This is a genomic window from Roseateles sp., assembly GCF_044373315.1.
Classification (GTDB): domain Bacteria; phylum Pseudomonadota; class Gammaproteobacteria; order Burkholderiales; family Burkholderiaceae_C; genus JACDQM01.
Genome location: NZ_JBILQK010000001.1, coordinates 133,738 through 150,729, shown reverse-complemented (window position 1 = coordinate 150,729; position 16,992 = coordinate 133,738). Strand labels below are relative to the sequence as shown.

General features: G+C 68.8%; 11 protein-coding genes. 4 read left to right on the top strand and 7 right to left on the bottom strand.

Features of this window, described 5'->3' with window-relative positions; genetic code table 11:
• Positions 1–71: 71 nt before the first annotated feature.
• The gene (locus ACIQ67_RS00690) at positions 72–1,721 is read right to left on the bottom strand and encodes a hypothetical protein (RefSeq protein WP_397532412.1); all 1,650 of its coding nucleotides are present in this window, start codon (positions 1,719–1,721) and stop codon (positions 72–74) included.
• Between the two features lie 115 nt (positions 1,722–1,836).
• On the opposite strand from ACIQ67_RS00690, the gene rmuC reads away from it, so the two are divergent.
• The 4 genes from rmuC to ACIQ67_RS00670 all read left to right on the top strand — a co-directional run bounded on the left by rmuC (position 1,837) and on the right by ACIQ67_RS00670 (position 9,036).
• On the top strand, positions 1,837–3,300 hold the full coding sequence (rmuC, locus tag ACIQ67_RS00685; RefSeq protein WP_397532411.1) for a DNA recombination protein RmuC: 1,464 nt from the start codon (positions 1,837–1,839) through the stop codon (positions 3,298–3,300).
• Complete coding sequence (locus ACIQ67_RS00680; RefSeq protein ID WP_397532410.1) at positions 3,297–4,463, top strand: MFS transporter; 1,167 nt, start codon at positions 3,297–3,299, stop codon at positions 4,461–4,463. The genes rmuC and ACIQ67_RS00680 overlap by 4 nt, the downstream gene beginning before the upstream one ends.
• 150 nt (positions 4,464–4,613) lie before the next feature.
• Positions 4,614–6,095, top strand: a complete 1,482-nt coding sequence (locus tag ACIQ67_RS00675; RefSeq protein WP_397532409.1) for a sulfatase-like hydrolase/transferase — start codon at positions 4,614–4,616, stop codon at positions 6,093–6,095.
• 130 nt (positions 6,096–6,225) lie between these two features.
• Positions 6,226–9,036 carry a M16 family metallopeptidase gene (locus tag ACIQ67_RS00670; RefSeq protein WP_397532408.1) on the top strand — a complete coding sequence of 937 codons (2,811 nt, stop codon included), beginning with the start codon at positions 6,226–6,228 and terminating at the stop codon, positions 9,034–9,036.
• Positions 9,037–9,048: 12 nt separating this feature from the next.
• On the opposite strand, the gene ACIQ67_RS00665 is transcribed toward ACIQ67_RS00670, so the two are convergent.
• The 6 genes from ACIQ67_RS00665 to ACIQ67_RS00640 form a co-directional block, all read right to left on the bottom strand.
• On the bottom strand, positions 9,049–9,942 hold the full coding sequence (locus tag ACIQ67_RS00665) for an alpha/beta hydrolase family protein (RefSeq protein WP_397532407.1): 894 nt from the start codon (positions 9,940–9,942) through the stop codon (positions 9,049–9,051).
• 85 nt (positions 9,943–10,027) lie between these two features.
• Entirely contained in the window at positions 10,028–11,326 is a 1,299-nt protein-coding gene (locus tag ACIQ67_RS00660) for a histidine kinase dimerization/phospho-acceptor domain-containing protein (RefSeq protein ID WP_397532406.1), read from the bottom strand.
• Complete coding sequence (locus tag ACIQ67_RS00655) at positions 11,323–12,015, bottom strand: response regulator transcription factor (protein ID WP_397532405.1); 693 nt, start codon at positions 12,013–12,015, stop codon at positions 11,323–11,325. The genes ACIQ67_RS00660 and ACIQ67_RS00655 overlap by 4 nt, the downstream gene beginning before the upstream one ends.
• A gap of 15 nt (positions 12,016–12,030) precedes the next feature.
• Positions 12,031–13,092: a type 1 glutamine amidotransferase domain-containing protein gene (locus tag ACIQ67_RS00650; protein WP_397532404.1), complete on the bottom strand. Its 1,062-nt coding sequence runs from the start codon at positions 13,090–13,092 to the stop codon at positions 12,031–12,033.
• 117 nt (positions 13,093–13,209) lie between these two features.
• Complete coding sequence (locus ACIQ67_RS00645; protein WP_397532403.1) at positions 13,210–14,940, bottom strand: ATP-binding protein; 1,731 nt, start codon at positions 14,938–14,940, stop codon at positions 13,210–13,212.
• Between the two features lie 21 nt (positions 14,941–14,961).
• Positions 14,962–16,974, bottom strand: coding sequence for a M3 family metallopeptidase (locus tag ACIQ67_RS00640; protein WP_397532402.1), 2,013 nt, complete (start codon positions 16,972–16,974; stop codon positions 14,962–14,964).
• Positions 16,975–16,992 lie beyond the last annotated feature (18 nt).

Genomic DNA, 16,992 nt, shown 5'->3' with positions numbered 1-16,992 from the left:
CGCCGCGTGCGCTTGCTCGATTGCCCCAGTCCAAGACTCGTCTGCTTCATGGTCTCAATCATCTCAGCCGCTCAGGTCGTCCGGTAGCTGATTTCCCCGGGGTTTATGCAGACCATCCCTAGGCTGCCGATGATCAGGCCGAAGCGCTTGATCGAGACGCCGATGCCCAGAAAGCTGGCGCCCGGCTTGGCCTGCAACGCCAGCGTGTCCTGCTCCAGCTGGCTGCGGTTGGGCAGCGCGGTGATGCGGTCGTGGCTGTTTGCGTACTCCAGTTCGGCCTGGCGCTGGCTGAGCTGGCGATTGGCACGCCGCATTCGCGCATACAGCCACAGGCTGATCGTGATGCCCGCAGCCAGCGCGGCCAACAGGGCCATCGCCAGCAGCACCTCGCTATGTCTGCGTTTTAGCGCCGCCGCCTGCAAGGCGTTCTCATGCTTCAGCGCGTCGAGCTGGCGCCCGGCTTCCTCGGCACTGGACTTGCGCTGCAGCTCCAGCACGGTCTCCAGGCGATCCGTGCGCAGCTTCTCCGCCTCAAGCAGGAGCGCCTCACGCGTGCGATCCAGCGCGCCTGCTGCGTCGCCGGTTTTCTGCAGCAGCTGCGCATAGCGGTGCAGCCAGATCAGCAACTCGCCGCTGGATTCCGGGCTGCCGTGCAACTGGCTCAGACCGATGTCCGCCAACTGACGACCGGCCTCGCGCTGGCCCAGGCCCAGCATCGCCAGGCCGCGCTGGATGGTGGCTGTTGCCGTGTCCTTGCTGTCACGCTGCTGCCGCGCCAGTTGCTCGGCTTGCTCGGCCATGCGTAGTGCTTGGCGGTACTTGCCGGCACTCAGCAGCATGGCTGCCACGTCCAGGCGTGCCCTCAGCTCGGTGCTGTACCACTGCGGGCCACCGCTCTGGGGATTCACCCCGTCATGGGCGCGCGTGCCGGGCGTGCCGATGCTCGCCACCAATGCATGGGCGGCAGCCCGGGCGCTGAGGTGGCGCTCGGGCAATCCGGCCTGCTCGGCCGCCAGTGCCTCAAGCACGCGCACGGCCAGTTGCAGATTGAGCTCGCCGGACTGAACGGCCAGCGCCAGCGCCCGGTCCGATTCGGCCAAGGCCGCGTCATGCCTGTCCGCGGCAATCTGCAGCGGCAGCATCGCGATCCGGGCCTGGGCTTCACGACGCGCATTCTGGTGCGCCTGGGCAGCGACGGCAGCGGCCTGAAACTGCGCCAGCGCCTGGTCCAGGCGCCCCAGCATCATGGACAGATCGCCAGCCGACATCAGCACCCAGTACTGCAGCGGCGCGTTGCCGGCCTGCCGGGCCAGGGGCACGGCGCGGTTGATCCAGCCGGCGGCCGCCGGCAGCTGGCCGGTGAACTGAAGCATGGTGGCCTTCAGGCCATAGGCCATCGCCAGGGCCATCGGGTCGCCGCTGCGCTCACCGATCTCGCGCAACTCGGCGATCGCCGCATCGGCCACCGAGGCCCGATTGGTCGCGCCATGCGCATAGCCCCAGGCCCCCAGGAAGGTCACCAGATCACGGCCGCCCGCTGCCCGCGCGGCGGACTCCAGTGGGGCCAGGCGATCGATCACTTGCTGGGGCGTGTTGCCATGCTTAGCCTCGATGGCTTCGACCTGTCTGGCCACGTCGCCCGCGCTGGCCTGGGTGCAGGTCAGTGCAGTGATGAGCAGCAGCAGTCGCAGCAGGCTTGCAGGGATGGGGCGCACGAGCATGGTCAGAGGGCAGGTCTTGCCGCGGCGCGTCCTACGCGGTCCCTCCGGCATCTTCCCAGGCTTATCGGCCTGCCCGAGGGGAAGTTGAGGCCGCGCCGACGGCGACAATGCAGGCATGAACCTGATCGAACTTGTGATGCTGATCCTGCTGGCCGTGTTGCTGCTGCTGGCGCTGTTGTGCTGGCGCCGCCTGGCCACCCAGGACACGGCGCAGACCCAGGAAGCCCTAGCGCGCCCCTTGCTGTCGCAACTGGAGCGCCTGGAGCGCGAATTGCGCGACGAGCTGGGCCGCAGCGCCGCCGGCACCCGCCAGGAGCTTTTGGCGACGCTGACGCAGTTCCAGCAGACCCTGCTGACCCAGAGCGGCGACGTGGCGCGCACGCAGAACGAGCAGATCGACAGTTTCCGCGTGCAGTTGGCCGGCCTGCAGTCGGCGCTGGCCGCGCAGGCACTGGCCGCGCGTGAGGCGCAGGACGCTTCTGCTTCGCGCAGCGCACAGGCGCAGGCCGAGGCGCTGCAGCGCCTGAGCGAGACCATGCGTGAGCAGCTCAAGGCCATGAGCCAGAGCAATGAACAGCGCCTGACCCAGGTGCAGACCGCGGTGGACCAGCGCTTGGCCGCGATCCAGCAGGACAACGAGAAGAAGCTGGAGCAGATGCGCGCCACTGTCGACGAGAAGCTGCATGCCACGCTGGAACAGCGCCTGGGCGAGAGTTTCAAGCAGGTGGCCGAGCGCCTGGAGCAGGTGCACAAAGGCCTGGGCGAGATGCAGAACCTGGCGCGCGATGTCGGCTCGCTGAACCGCGTGCTGACCAATGTGAAGACGCGCGGCATCTTCGGCGAGGTGCAGCTGGCCGGCCTGCTGGAGCAGGTCTTCACGCCCGAGCAGTACGCTGCCAATGTGGCGACGGTGCCGGGCAGCGCCGAGCGCGTCGAGTTCGCGATCGCGCTGCCGGGCCAGCGCGAGGACGGCAAGCCACTATGGCTGCCGATCGACGCCAAGTTCCCGCGCGAGGACTACGAGCGCCTGCTGGAGGCGCAGGAGCGCGCCGACGTGGCCGGCGTCGAGACCGCGGGCAAGGCCATCGAGACCCGGCTGCGCTTGGAAGCCAAGACCATCCGCGACAAATACCTGGCGCCGCCGCACACGACCGACTTCGGCATGCTGTTCGTGCCCACCGAAGGCCTGTATGCCGAGGCGCTGCGCCGCCCTGGCCTGGTCGAGAGCCTGCAGCGCGAGCACAAGGTAATGCTGGTCGGCCCCACCACCTTGCTGGCCACGCTGACCAGCCTGCAGATGGGTTTTCGCACGCTGGCGCTGGAGAAACGCTCGGCCGAAGTCTGGGAAGTGCTGGGCGCCGTCAAGACCGAGTTCGGGAAGTTCGGCGATGTGCTGGCAAAGACCAAGAAGAAGCTCGACGAGGCCAGCAACACCATCGAAGCCGCCGAGACGCGCACGCGCCAAATGGCGCGCAAGCTCAAGAGCGTGGAAGCCCTGCCGGATGAGGCGACGCAGAAGCTGCTTAAGCTGGGCCTGCCCGGCGACGAGGACAGCGCGGCGGACGAGGCCGACGCTTGAGCGAACCGGCGCCCAGCCTGCGGCACGCCTTTCACTGGCTCATCGCCACGCTGGTGGCAGTGCATGCTTGCATGGCGCTGACCCGCGTCACGGCCAGTCTGTGGGTGCTGAACCAGGGCTACGGCGAATGGACGGTGGGCGTGCTGCTGAGCCTGTTCGCAGTGGCGCCGTTGTTCCTGTCGCTGTGGGCCGGCCGACTGGCGGACAGGCGCGGCTTCCATGCACCGGTCGGTGTGGGCGTGGCGATGGCCCTGGGCGGTGCCGTGCTGGCGCTGGCCTGGCCGACGCTGGCCACCATCGCGCTGAGCTGTCTGGCCAGCGGCGGTGCGGTCAGCATCGCGGCAGTGGCTATCCAGCGCGAGGCTGGGCTGATGGCCGATGGCAGCGGCGACCTGAAGCGCATCTTCAGCTGGGTGGCGCTCGGGCCTGCGCTGTCGAACGCCCTGTCGCCGGTGGTGGCCGGCCTGCTGATCGACGGCATCGGCTACCGGAGCGCCTTCGCGCTGGCCCTGCTGCTGCCGCTGCTGGCCTGGGGCCTGGCCACCCGCGTGCCGCGCCATGTGCCGCCGCCGGCCGCCGAGCCGGAACGTCAGGCGGCCGCCTGGGATCTGCTGCGTGACCCGAAACTGCGCCGCCTGCTGCTGCTCAATGTGGTGCTGTCCACCAGCTGGGACGCGCACAGCTTCGTGGTGCCGGTGCTGGGCCATGCACGCGGCCTGAGTGCATCCAGCATCGGCCTGGTGCTGGGCGCCTTCGCGGTGGCAGCCACCTTGGTGCGGCTCGCCATCGTGCGCTATGCGGCACAACTGGATGAACTGAAGGCGCTGCGCGCTGCGATGGCGTTGGCTGCGCTGACGCTGGCGGTGTATGCCTGGCTGCCCGGCACGCCCGGCCTGATGCTGGGCTCGGCCGTGCTGGGGCTGGCGCTGGGATCGGTACAGCCGATGATCCTGGCCACCTTGCATCAGGTGACGCCGCCACAGCGCCACGGCCAGGCGCTGGGCCTGCGCATGATGGTCACCAACGCCGCCACCATCGCGATGCCGCTGGGCTTTGGCGCCTTGGCCACCGCCAGTGTGGCTGCCGCACCGCTGTGGCTGATGGCGGCGCTGCTGCTGGCGGCGCAATGGCCGGCGCGGGCGCTGGGCGCTGGGCGGCACTGACGGCGCTAGCCGGCCGCGGGCTGGGCCCGGTCGAAGCGCTCGCTGTCCGCACCGGAGAAGTACTTCTTTACATCGCGCAACGCTGGCACAAACGCAGGCAACAGGCGCTGCTGACACTGGGGCGATCGCCCACCCCGTGCCGCTGTTGCCGTGAAACCTGCCTTGCGTGCCCCGCGCCGACTGCCCAAGGCCTTGGCCGCCGCTGCCTTCCTGACGCTGTTGCTGCTGCTGATGGGCAGCTTCTTCCTGCGTACCTATTTCGGTCCGGTGTCAGTCGATCAGCTGCTGTTCCATCTGCAGCACGGCGGGCTTGAGCAGGCCGATGCCCGCATGCTGGCGCGACTGTGGCGCTGGGGCGCCGGCACACTGCTGCTGGCCAGCCTGGCCTTGCTGCTGCTGCCGCGTCTGCCGGGATGGCTGCGGCGCGCCAGCTGGCTGCTGCTGAGCGCAGGCGCTGCCGTCTCGGTCGGCGCCACGGTGCAGGACAGCTGCGAGGCGGACGACGCTGAGCCCGATTTTCTGGCCCGGCACTATGCCGATCCGGCGCAGCAGCGCCTGGTGCAGGCCGAGGGCACGCCGCCCGATGTGCTCCTGGTGTTCCTTGAATCGCTGGACGAAGCCTATGCCTGGCCGATCGATGCCGAGCGGCCGCTGATCCCGAAACTGGCTGACTGGGCGCGCAGCCGGCATGGTGGTGAGTTGCAGAACCTGCACAGTGTCAGCTTCACCCTGGCCGGCATGTTCGGCGTGCTGTGTGGCCTGCCGCTGCAGCCGGTGGGCCTGATGAGCCGCAATGCCTTCGAGCATTCGCAGCGCTTCTTTGTCGGCGGCCGCTGCTTGACCGATCTGATGGCCGAGCAGGGTTGGCAGGTCAGCTTCTTCGGCGGCGCCTCGCTGCGTTTTGCCGGCAAGGGCAAGTTCCTGGCGGCCCACGGCGTGACGCGCCGCTTCGGCCGCGACGAATGGCGCGCACGCGGCCTGGCCGTGCCGCCCGAGGGCTGGGGCCTGCTGGACAGCGCGCTGACCGAACAGGTCTGGCTCGACATGCAGCAGCCGCGCCCCGGTGCGCGCCCGCGCATGGACATCGTGCTGACCGTCAACACCCACGGCCCAGCCGGCATGGAAGACCCCGGTTGCGCGCCGCCGCAGGCCACGGCACCCGATCCCGAGGCGCTGATGCGCCTGTCGCTGCGCTGCACCGACCGTGCGGTGGCGCAGCTGGTGCAGCGCTTCCTGGCGCGCGCTGACGGCCGGCCCAAGCTGGTCTGGATGATGGGCGACCATGTGGCGCCGGTGCAGCTGCTGGGGGCTGAGTTGGCCGCCTGGCCCGAGGCGGTGCCGCTGCTCTTCCATGCGATGGCGCGGCAGGATGCGCAGGGCAGGGACCAGGCATCGCCGCTGCAGCCTTCGCGCGTGTTCAGCCATTTCGATGTGATGCCGACGCTGGCCGAGGCTGCCGGCCTGCGCTGGACGCCGCAGGCGCATCGGCTGGGCCTGGGCGTGTCCCTGCTGGCGCCGCAAGCGCCGCCCACGCTGCTGGAGCGCAGCGGGCGTGAGCTGCTGGATGCGCGGCTGAGCTGCCCGTCGCCGCTGTTCCAGCGCCTGTGGCGCACGACGGGCGCAACGGGGTAGCCGCGGCGCGCAGGCCCGGCAAGCCCTCCAAGGGGTGAGTGGCGGCACGTGCCGGGCTGCACGGGCGGTGGGCACAATCTAAGCACCACGAGGTGCACGCCCGAGTGCACCCGGAGCGGGAGGAACCACCATGTCGATTAAATGGCGCTGCCCTGTGCTGCCGCTGACCCTGTTGCTGGCCCTGGCCTGCAGCCTGAACCCAAGCTTGGCGCAGGCGCCGGATGCCAAGACCCAGGCCAAGCGTGTGCCGCCGCCTGCAGCCGCCGTGTCCCTCAAGCCCTTGCCGGCGCCGGAGTTCGTGCGCGAGCTCGGCGGCATCGAGGAGTACCGCCTGCCCAACGGCCTGCAGATCCTGCTGCTGCCGGATGCGGCGCAGAGCACCACCACGGTCAACATCACCTACCGCGTCGGGAGCCGGCATGAGGCGCCGGGCGAGTACGGCATGGCGCATCTGCTGGAGCACCTGGTCTTCAAGGGCACACCCAGCCAGCGCGACATTCCCGGTGAGTTTGCCAAGCGAGGCATGCGCTGGAACGGCACCACCAGCAGCGACCGGACCAACTACTTCGCCAGCTTCAACGCCAATGCCGAGACGCTGGACTTCGCACTGGCGCTGGAGGCCGACCGCATGGTCAACAGCTTCATCGCCAAAGCCGATCTCGACAAGGAGATGACGGTGGTGCGCAATGAGTTCGAGCGCGGCGAGAACAACGGCTTCCAGGTACTGAACCAGCGCGTCAATGCGGCCGCCTATGCCTGGCACCCCTACGGCAAGTCGACCATCGGCCCGCGCAGCGACATCGAGAACGTGCCGATCGAGAAGCTGCAGGCCTTCTACAAGCGCTGGTATCGGCCGGACAACGCCACGCTGCTGGTGGCCGGCAACTTCAACAAGGCGGCCACGTTGGCGCGCATCGCCGTGCACTTCGCCCCGCTCAGGCGGCCGGCCGAAGCCATGTCGCAGCCCTACACGGTGGAGCCACCGCAGGATGGTGAGCGTACGGTGGTGGTGCGGCGTGTCGGTGGCCAGCCCATGTTGCTGGCGCGCTATCACGTGCCTGCTGCCGCCCACCCTGATTCGGCAGCGCTGATGGTCTACGGCCTGCTGATGACGCTGCAGCCCAGCGGTCAGCTCTACAAGAACCTTGTCGAGCCCAAGCTGGCCGTTGCGGCCTTTCTGGGCGGCCTCGGTGGCGCAGACCCCGGCGGCGCGCAGGCCTTCGTCGCGCTGCCGCCGGATGCCGATGTGGCCAAGGTCGAGCAAGTGCTGCTGGATCTGGTCGAGGGACGCAGCCTCAAGCCGTTTGAGGAGAGCGAGCTGGCGCGTGTTCGCGAGCTGGCTGTGGTCGGCTACCGCGAGCAGATGAAGAAGCCCGAGGCCTTGATCCAACAGATCTCCGGCCTGATCGGCGCCGGCGACTGGCGCCTGCTGTTCCAGCTGATGGAGGACATCCCCCAGGTGACGCTGGCGGACGTGGAACGGGTGCGTCAGCAGTATTTCCGGAGCGCCAACCGCACGCTGGGCCGCTACCTTCCTGCCACGCAGGTCGAGAAGGTCGAGATTCCGGTGGCGCCGCCGCTGGATCAGCGCCTGGCCGCGCTCAAGGGGCCGCCCAAGGTGGAGGAGGGCGAGGTGTTCGACCCGACGCCGGCCTTGCTGGCCACGCGCACCGCGGCGCAGAAGCTGCCCAGCGGCATCGAGCTGCAGACCTTGAGCAAGCGCACCCGCGGCAAGGCGGTGCAGTTGCAGATGCAGCTGCGCTGGGGCAATCGTGACGAGACCTTCGTGCGCCGCGGCAGCGATGTGCTGGGGCAGATGCTGATGGAGGGAAGTGCCGGCTACAGCAAGCAGCAATTGCAGGATGAGATGGTGAAGCTGCGTGCGCAGATGAGCATTTCCAGTGCCGACCAGGGCGCCACGCTGCGCATCGTCGCCGAGCAGGACACGCTGCTGCTGGCACTGAAGATCGCCGCTGATGTGCTGCAGCGTCCCTTGCTGCCGCAGGAAGCCTTCGAGCGCATGCAGAAGTCCGCCATCGCAGGCCTGCAGTCCTCGCGTCAGGAGCCCGAGACGAAAAGGCGCGAGGCGACGCGTGGCCATTACAACGCGGCGCGCCAGGTCGAGTTTGGCCATCCTGACTACGTGAAGAGCCTGGACGACCGTATCCACGCGGTGCAGAGCACGACCTTGGACGATCTGCGCGCCACCCATCAGGATTTCTGGTCCGCCAATGAAGCGCGCGTGGCCGTGGTGGGCGCACTGCCCGATGGGCTGGGGGCCGCTGTCGACAGCTTGTTCGGCGCGTGGAAGAAGCCGGCAGCACCGCGCTTCGTGCGTCATGTGCCAGCCTACAAGGCGATCCCACCGGCGCGTTTCGATGCGCTGGTGCGCGACAAGGCCAATGCCATCCTGCGCCTGCACCAGACCTTCCGGCTGAACCAGAGCGACGCGGACGCCACGGCCCTCAGCGTGGCCGCCCATGTGCTGGGCGGCGGTGCGCTGGAAAGCCGCCTGTCGACCCGCGTGCGCCAGCAGGAGGGCCTGAGCTACGGCATCGAGGCCTCGCTGGATGTGCCGAGCTTTGGCGACGATGCGGAGCTGCAGATCCGCGCCACTTTTGCGCCTGATAAGCGCGAACGCATCATCGCGGTGGTGCTTGAGGAACTGGCCCGCCTGGCCCGGGACGGCGTGAGCGAGGCCGAGCTGGCACGCGCCAAGAAGAACCTGGCGGAAGGACGCAAGCAGTCGCGTGCCAGCGAGGCACAGCTGGCCTCTGCACTGCTGTGGCTGGGCGACCGTGGGGAGAGCTGGGCCGATGCGCAGCGCCGCGACGATGAGCTCCAGGCGCTGACGCTGGAGCAGGTCAACGCGGCCTGGCGGCGGCTGATCCGGCTGGAGGCTTTCGTCATCAGCACGGCGGGCGACTTCAAGCAGCCTTGAGGGCCAGACCCCTCAGAACCAGGGTGAAATCTGCTCCACATAGCCCGGGGGCAGCAGATGGCCGCTGTCAAAGCGCAGGTGGCGCTTGCGCTCGGTTGGCAGTGCCTCGAACAGGGCCTGGTTCTGAGCCATGTTGGCATAGTCGTCAGCGCTGGCGCTGAGCAGCCAGACTTGCTTGTCGCGCAGGCCGCCCATCACCTTGATCGGCGCCACCGCCGCCACCTTGTTGTCCAGGTGCGGCGGCACGATGGCCAGCACCGCCTGCACCCGGCTGTCCAGCCCACCCAGCAGCAGGGCCATCTGGCCGCCCATGCTGTAGCCGGCCACGCGGATGCGGCCGGCGTCCAGTTGCGGCTGGGTCTGTACCCAGTCCAGCAGCAGGCGGTAGTCGCGCACGGTGTCGACGATCATGCGCTCGTAGGGCTCGCGCTTGCCCCATAGATGGAGGTCGTCCATCAATTCGAGCACGCTGTGCTGGGGGTCCTTGCGGTGGCCATGGCGGCGCGCGTCCAGCACCAGCACCGCATAGCCCCGCTGCAGCGCCAAGGCGGTGATGCGGTGGGTCTGCTCCACGGTCGGCTGGCCATTGTTCGCGTCCTTCCACCAGCGAACGTGGCCGCGACCCAGGGCATGCAGGCCGATCAGCAGCGGGAAGGGGCTGGTGACTTGGGCGGGGTCGCTGGGGTAGAGGATGCGGCCCTGAACCTCGCTGCCGTCGAAGCTGGTGAAGCGCAGTGATTGCGCGTGCCCGGGTTCGGCCTGCAGCTGCACCTGCAGGCCAGTGCTCGGCGGGCCGTAGGCATAGCGTGCACGCAGCGCGTCTTCCGTGATGTCGTAGGGCTTCAGGCCGAACAGGCCCCACCAGATTGCGCCGGCCAGGGCGGCGATGCCGAGCAGACTTGCCATGATGCGGAGTGCTTTCCTTCGTGTCATCTTGATGTTCCTGAGGTCCGTATGGGACCGCGGTGCGCGCAGCCTAGGCCGCGGCGCGTCAAGACGATGTGAAGGCGTCCGTTTCGCTGCGGGCATGCAGGCCGACCCAGGTCCATCCCGCGCGGTGGCTGAGCCGCAGCTGCAGGCCATGGCGCTCGGCCAGCCGGCGCACGATGGACAGGCCCAGCCCCTGGCCGCTGCTCGCCTCGCCTTTAAGGCCGGCCTGGCTGCCTGCAGCGTCTTCCAGTAACAGGGCCTCGGGCGGTGCCGCGCTGGCATTGCCCAGGCGCAGCTGGTCGGCGTCGGCCTCAATGCGGACGACACCCCCGTTGCCATGGTTGATGGCGTTCGCCAGCAGATTGCTGAGCAGCAGCCGCGTGAGGGCTGGCGGCCAGGGGCGGGTGAGCGTGGCAGGCACGTCGATATCCAGCGTGATGTCCTGGCGGTCCAGCAGCGGCGCCATGGCCAGCACCAGCTGCTCGATCCGCGGCAGCAGCGGCAGCTCAGGCGAGGCAAGGATGGGCGAGTGCTCTTCACGGGCCAGGGCCATCAGCAGATCCACGGTCTGCTGCAGCTGCCAGATCGCGGTGGATAGGCTGGCCAGCGCGGCCTGCTGCCCGGGCGTGGCCTGTCGCTGCAGGTCTTCGCAGGCCAGTCCCAGCACGGCCAGCGGCGTGCGAAGCTCGTGGCTGGCGTCGCGGGTGAAGGCCTGCTCGCGGGCGATGAAGTCTTGCGTGCGCTGGTTCAGCTGGGCCAGGTGGGCGGCCAGCAGCCCCACCTCGTCGTCGCCGTAGTGCTGTGGCAGGTCGGTGGGCAGCTGGGCAGGCTGGCTTTGCGCGACTGTCTGGGCCAGGCGCCCCAGCGGCGCGCTGGTGCGGCGCGCCAGCCAGCCGCCCAGGCCCAGGGCCAGCAGGGCCAAGCCGCCTCCCCACAGGCCCAGCCAGGTCAGCAGCTGTTCCCGCATCGGCCGCACCACCAGCTGGCCGCTGACTTCGGCGACCAGCCAGGCACCCTCGGGTTTTAGCTTTCTCAGATGGTAGTGACGGCCCTCGCGGCCGGCCAGCTCATGGGCCTGGGGCTCAAGTCGCCTTGCCTCTGCCAGATCCTCGGGCCAGGCCTGGCCGGGGCGGTAGAGGCGGACGAAGGGCTGCGCTGGCACCAGCCAGTCGCCGCCTGCGGCGCGGCTGGCCGCCTGGCGTTGCGCCTCCTGGTCCAGCGTGGTCTCGAAGAACTGGTCTTCCACCGCATACACAAAAGCCATTGCGAAGAGAGCAAACAGCGCGCTGACCAGCAGCGTGTAGCCGGTGAAGGCCAGCATCAGGCGCCGCTGCAGGCGGGCGCGGTAGCGCGTCGTCATTGGGGCAGTTCCAGGCGCAGGCCCACGCCATGCACGGTCTTGATCAGCTGCTGCGCCGCGCCCAGGCCCTGGCGCAAGGTGTAGAGGTGGCTGCGCAAGGCATCGGACTCGGGGGGCTCGTCGGCCCAGAGCGACTGCTGCAGCTCGCTGCGGCTAACGGTGCGCGGCCAGGCATCGGCCAGGGCCAGCAGCAGGCGGTAGGCCTGGCGCGGCAAGGCGGGCAAGACTTGACCCTCTATGCGCAGCTCGCCATTGCGCCGGTCGATTCGCAGCGGCCCGCGCTCCAGCACTGGGCTGCGACCGAGCTCACCGCGTCTGGACAGGGCCTGGCAGCGCCACAGCAGCTCCTCTCCGGCAAAGGGCTTGAGCAAGTAGTCGTCCGCCCCGGCGCCAAAGCCTTGGCACTTGTCGTCCAGCGCGTCGCGGGCGGTCAGCATCAGCACGGGGATGTGGCGGTCCGCTTGTTCGCGCAGGCGGCGGCAGAGCTCCACCCCATCGAGGCCCGGCAGGCCCAGGTCGAGCAACAGCACATCGGGCGGTTGCTCCAGCGCCAGCTGCAGACCAAGGCGGCCGTCACTGGCTTCCTCGACCCGCCAGCCCGCGCCCTGCAGCAGGGCCACGATCTGCGCGCGCAGCGGCGCATGGTCCTCGATGACAAGGAGGCGTGGAGGCAGGGCGGGCGCAGGCATGCTGGGCGGGGGCGCTCAGGGCTTGTGGTGCACGATGGTAGCCAGTGATTGCTTGGCTTCGGCCATGGTCTTGCCCAGCATCTCGTGCTTGAAGTGGGGCTCGGCAAGGCGCATCAGGGACAGGGCCTGGCGCCGCGTGGCGTCATCGGTGGCCTGCTTGAACTGGTAGACGCCCAGGGCTGCGAGCAGCTCGGTGTGATATGCCTCGGGCTTGGCGGCCAGCTGCGCTTCCACGGCCTCGTCGCCTGCTAGCCATTGCTGGGCCAGGGTCATCGTGGCTTCATCCTTGTAAGGCTGTCGGGCGACCGGCTCCCGACCCAGGGCGCGCAGCACGGCCTCGGTCATCGCCGTGGTGGAGTAGGGGTTCTGACCGGTGATCAGCTGGCCGTCAACCACCACCTTGGGCATCATCAGCGAGGCCTCTTCCCAGCGAGCGCCCTGGGCCTTGAGCTTGTCCTCCAGCAGCCAGGGAAACTGGGCCACCCACGTCTTGCCGAAGGCCTGTTCCTCCTCGTTGCTGAAACCGGTCAGGCGCCGGCCTTCGACCAGGGGCTTGCCGTCGGCGCGGCGCACTTCGGCCAGCGCGGCCGGGCCGTGGCAGACGGCGGCGATCACCGCGCCCTGGCTGTGCATGTCGCGCAGCAGCTGGTGCAGACCCGGGTCCTTGGGCAGGTCGAACATGGCGCCCTTGCCGCCCATGATCAGCACAGCCCGGTACTCGCTGGCCTTCAGCCCGCTCGTGGCGCGTGTCTGGCGAAGCGCAGCCAGGGCCTCGGTGTCGGCGAGCAAGCGGGCGTTGTAGTCATGCTTGGGGTTGTAGCGGTCGGCCTCGACCGGGCCGCCGGCCGGGCTGGCCACATCCACCGCCATGCCGTTGGCGCGCAGCATCAGCCAGGACTGGGCGAACTCGTCCATCTCGAAGCCGGGCCGGGTCTTGCCCTGGTCGCGGCCCTCGCTGCTGACGACGATCAGCACCTTGTCCGCTGAGCTTGGCGCCGGAGCGGCGGCCCAGGCGCTGCCGAGGCTGTTGAGCGCCAGCAGGCCGGCGGCGAGGGCGTGTTTGATCATTCGCTTCATGGGGAATCTCCAGCATCTGAGGGTGGGCCCCAGTCTAGAAATCCCTTTGTGAAGCAGGCGTCAAGGCCAGGCGCTTGCCGCTCTTGATGGCTGTAACGGCGGGCCGGCCCACCGGCCTCAGCGGCGTTGCAGCGGCAGGCGCAGCGTGAAGCTGGAGCCCTCGCCAATGCGGGACTCCAGCGTCAGCTCGCCCTGCATCAGCTCGGCCAGGGCCTTGGACAAGGCCAAGCCCAGGCCGGTGCCGCCATGCTGGGTGCTGACCTTCGCATCGCCCTGGCGGAACTTCTCGAAGATCAGCGCCTGTTTCTCGGGCGCGATGCCCGGACCGGTGTCGCTGACACGCACCAGCAGCGCTTCGTCCGCGCACCAGATGGCCACCTTGACCTCGCCGCTCTCGGTGAACTTGATCGCGTTGGACAGCAGGTTGTTGAGAATCTGCTTGAGCCGCAGGCCGTCGCAGACCACATGGCTGGGCACGTCGGGCGCGAGCTCGCCGCTGAGCTTCAGCCCCTTGGCCTGCGCGCTGAGGATGAAGAAGTCCAGCGTTCCCGAAAGCAAGGGTGCCAGCTCCACCGTCTCGGCGTTCATCGCCATCGCACCGGCCTCGACCTTGGCCAGATCCAGGATTTCGGTGAGCAGGTGGTTGAGGTGCTCGGCGCCTTTGCGGATCAGGCCGGCTGACTCGCGGTACCTCTCGTCGGGCAGGCGGCGCTCCATCAGCTCGGCAAAGCCGCGGATGCTGGTCAGCGGCGTGCGCAGCTCATGCGAGATGGCGGCCAGGAATTCACTCTTGGCCTGGCTGGCGGCCTGGGCCTGCGCCTCGCTGATGCGCAAGGCCTCGTTGCTGCCCTCCAGCCGGCGCAGGCTGTTGAGGAAGATGGAGGCTGCAGTCAGCACCGCGGCGCTCAGCAGCAGGGCCATCGCGATCAGGCTGTTGCGGGTGGCGCGCCAGTCTTGCAGCGCCTCGGCTTCGGCGCTGCTGACCAGCACGAACAGCGGGTAGTCGGCCACGCGCCGGAAGGCATTGAGGCGCGCCACATGGTCGTAAGCGCTGACGGCGGCGAAATCGCCTTCGCTGCGCTCGATGTGCTGCGTGAAGGGGGCGTCGGGCGGCAGCTGCGCGCCCAGATTGCCGCTCTTGCCGCCGATCACAAGGGCGCGGATATTGAGGTCGCGGCCGATCAGGGCCACGCCGCCATCGACCCCGAGATCGACGCGCTTGTAGACCTCTTCGAAATAGCTCGGGTCCAGCGAGGCCACCACCACACCTTGCGCCACGCCCTGCGCGTTGCGGATCGCGCGCGAGAGCTGGATGGTCCAGCGTCCGGAGACCTTGCCCAGCACCGGCTTGCCGATGAAGAGCTGTTCGCCGGCCAAGCCCGAGTCGGCACGCAGATGGGCCTGCACATGTTCGCGGTCCGACAGGTCCACCGCACCGGTCTTGCTGCCATCCGGGTCGAGGTTGCTGCCCTGAAAGCGCCCGGTCGCATCGACCAGCGAAAGCTGCACCAGGATCTGCGGCGCCAGGCCGGTTTCATTGGCCGCGCGCACCAGATCCTGCGGCGTCAGGCTGCCTGACAGGCGCGCGTCTGTCACACGCTGCATGGCCTGGTCGGTGGTGGCAATCACGCGCAGGGTCTGCTCGGCCAGCGCGCGTGCCAGGTTGCGGTTCTGCCGCACCTCGGAGGCCAGTTCGTCGCGTCGTTCAAACGCCAGGATGGCGATAACGGCAATCCAGGCCAGCAGCAAGAGCAGCGCTGCGAAGACCCAGACCGAAGCGCTGGGCCGCCAGCGCGGCGCCGCAACCGGGGCGGGCGTCGGTGCGGCGGGGCTGGGCTGCTGCGGCATGGCGGGCAGGTGCTTGCGGCGTCAGTTCATGCCTTGATGGCGCAGCAAGGCATCGATCTTGGGCTCGCGGCCGCGGAAGGCCTTGAAGTTCTCCATCGCCTCGCGCGCGCCGCCCATCTCGAGGATGCTCTGCAGGTAGCGGGTGCCGGTGTCGGCGTTGAAAACGCCTTCTTCCTCGAAGGCGCTCCAAGCATCGGCGGACAGCACCTCAGCCCACTTGTAGCTGTAATAACCGGCCGAGTAGCCGCCCGCGAAGATGTGCGAGAAGCTGTGCTGGAAGCGGTTGAAGTCGGGCGGCGGCACCACCGAGATTTCGGTGCGCACCTCGTCCATCACGGCCTGCACGCGGGCCTCAGCACCGGGCTCGCCATGCAGGCGCATGTCGAACAGCGCGAACTCCAGCTGGCGCAGTGTCTGCAGGCCGGCCTGGAAGTTCTTGGCCGCGGTCATCTTGTCGAACAGGGCGCGCGGCAGCGGCGCGCCGCTGTCGACATGGCTGGAGAGCTGCTGCAGCACTTCCCATTCCCAGCAGAAGTTCTCCATGAACTGGCTGGGCAGCTCCACCGCATCCCACTCGACACCGGAGATGCCGGAGACGCCCAGCTCGTTCACTTGCGTCAGCAGGTGGTGCAGGCCATGGCCGAATTCGTGGAAGAGCGTGGTGACGTCGTCGTGTGTCAACAGCGCGGGCTTGTCGGCGCTGGGGGACGAGAAATTGCACACCAGCTGCGCCACCGGCGTCTGCTGCTGGCCGCCCGGCCGCAGCCAGCGGCTGCGCACCTCGTCCATCCAGGCGCCGGGGCGCTTGCCCGGACGCGCGTACAGATCGAGGTAGAACTGGCCGACGAGTTGGCCGTCGCGCTGCAGCTCGTAGAAGCGCACGCTGTCGTGCCAGACCTCGGCCTGGGCTTCGGTGATGGTGACCTTGAACAGGCGCTGGATGATGTCGAACAGGCCGGCCAGCACGCGCGGCACCGTCAGGTACTGGCGCACTTCCTGGTCGCTGAAGGCATAGCGAGCCTCCTTCAGTTTCTCGGACACATAGGCGATATCCCAGGCCTGCAGATCGCTCAGGCCCAGGCTGCTGGCGGCGAATTCGCGCAGCTCACTCAGGTCGCGTTCGGCAAAGGGGCGCGCCTTGGCGGCCAGATCGCGCAGGAAGCCCAGCACCTGGGCGGGCGAATCGGCCATCTTGGCGGCCAGCGAGACTTCGGCAAAGCTGGGATAGCCCAGCAGCTGCGCTTCTTCCTGGCGCAGCATCAGCAGCTGCTGCATCAGCGCGCTGTTGTCCAGCTCGGGCGGGCCGAACTCGCTGGCGCGGGTGACATAGGCGCGGTACAGGGTCTGGCGCAGCGTGCGATCGTCGGCGTACTGCATCACCGGGCCGTAGCAGGGGTAGTGCAGCGTCAGCTTGTGGCCGTCCTTGCCTTCGGCCTCGGCCGTGGCGCGGGCCTGAGCCACCACATCGGCCGGCACACCGGCCAGCTGCTCGGCGCTGACATAGAGCGCAAAGCCGTCGGTGGCATCCATCACATGCTCGCTGAACTTCTGGCCCAGCTCGGCGCTCTGTTCCTGGATGGCGGCGAAACGCTCGCGTGCCGCGCCCTGCAGTTCAGCGCCGGAGAGCACGAAGTCGCGGATCCACAGCTGCAGCGCGCGCTGGCGCGCCGGGCTCAGCGCGCTAGCGCCGGCATTGATGGCCTTGTACTTGGCGTAGAGCTTCTCGTCGGCGCCGAGCTGGGTGTAGAACTCGGTGACGGCCGGCAGCATGGCGTTGTAGGCCTCGCGCAGCTCGGGCGTGTTGGCCACGGCATTCAGATGGCCGATCGCGCCCCAGGCCGCACCCAGGCGCTCGGTGGCGACGCTCAGCACCCGGGCCAGCGTGTCGTAATCCGCTGGCGTGGCTTCATCGGTGGCCTGGGCCAGTGCGGCGCGGGCTTCCTGCAGCAGTTCGCTGATGGCGGGGCCGATGTGCTCGGGCTTGATCTGGGCAAAGGCCGGCAGCGCGGCGGTGCTGAGCAGGGGGTTGGTCATGCGGTCTCCTCGGCTTTC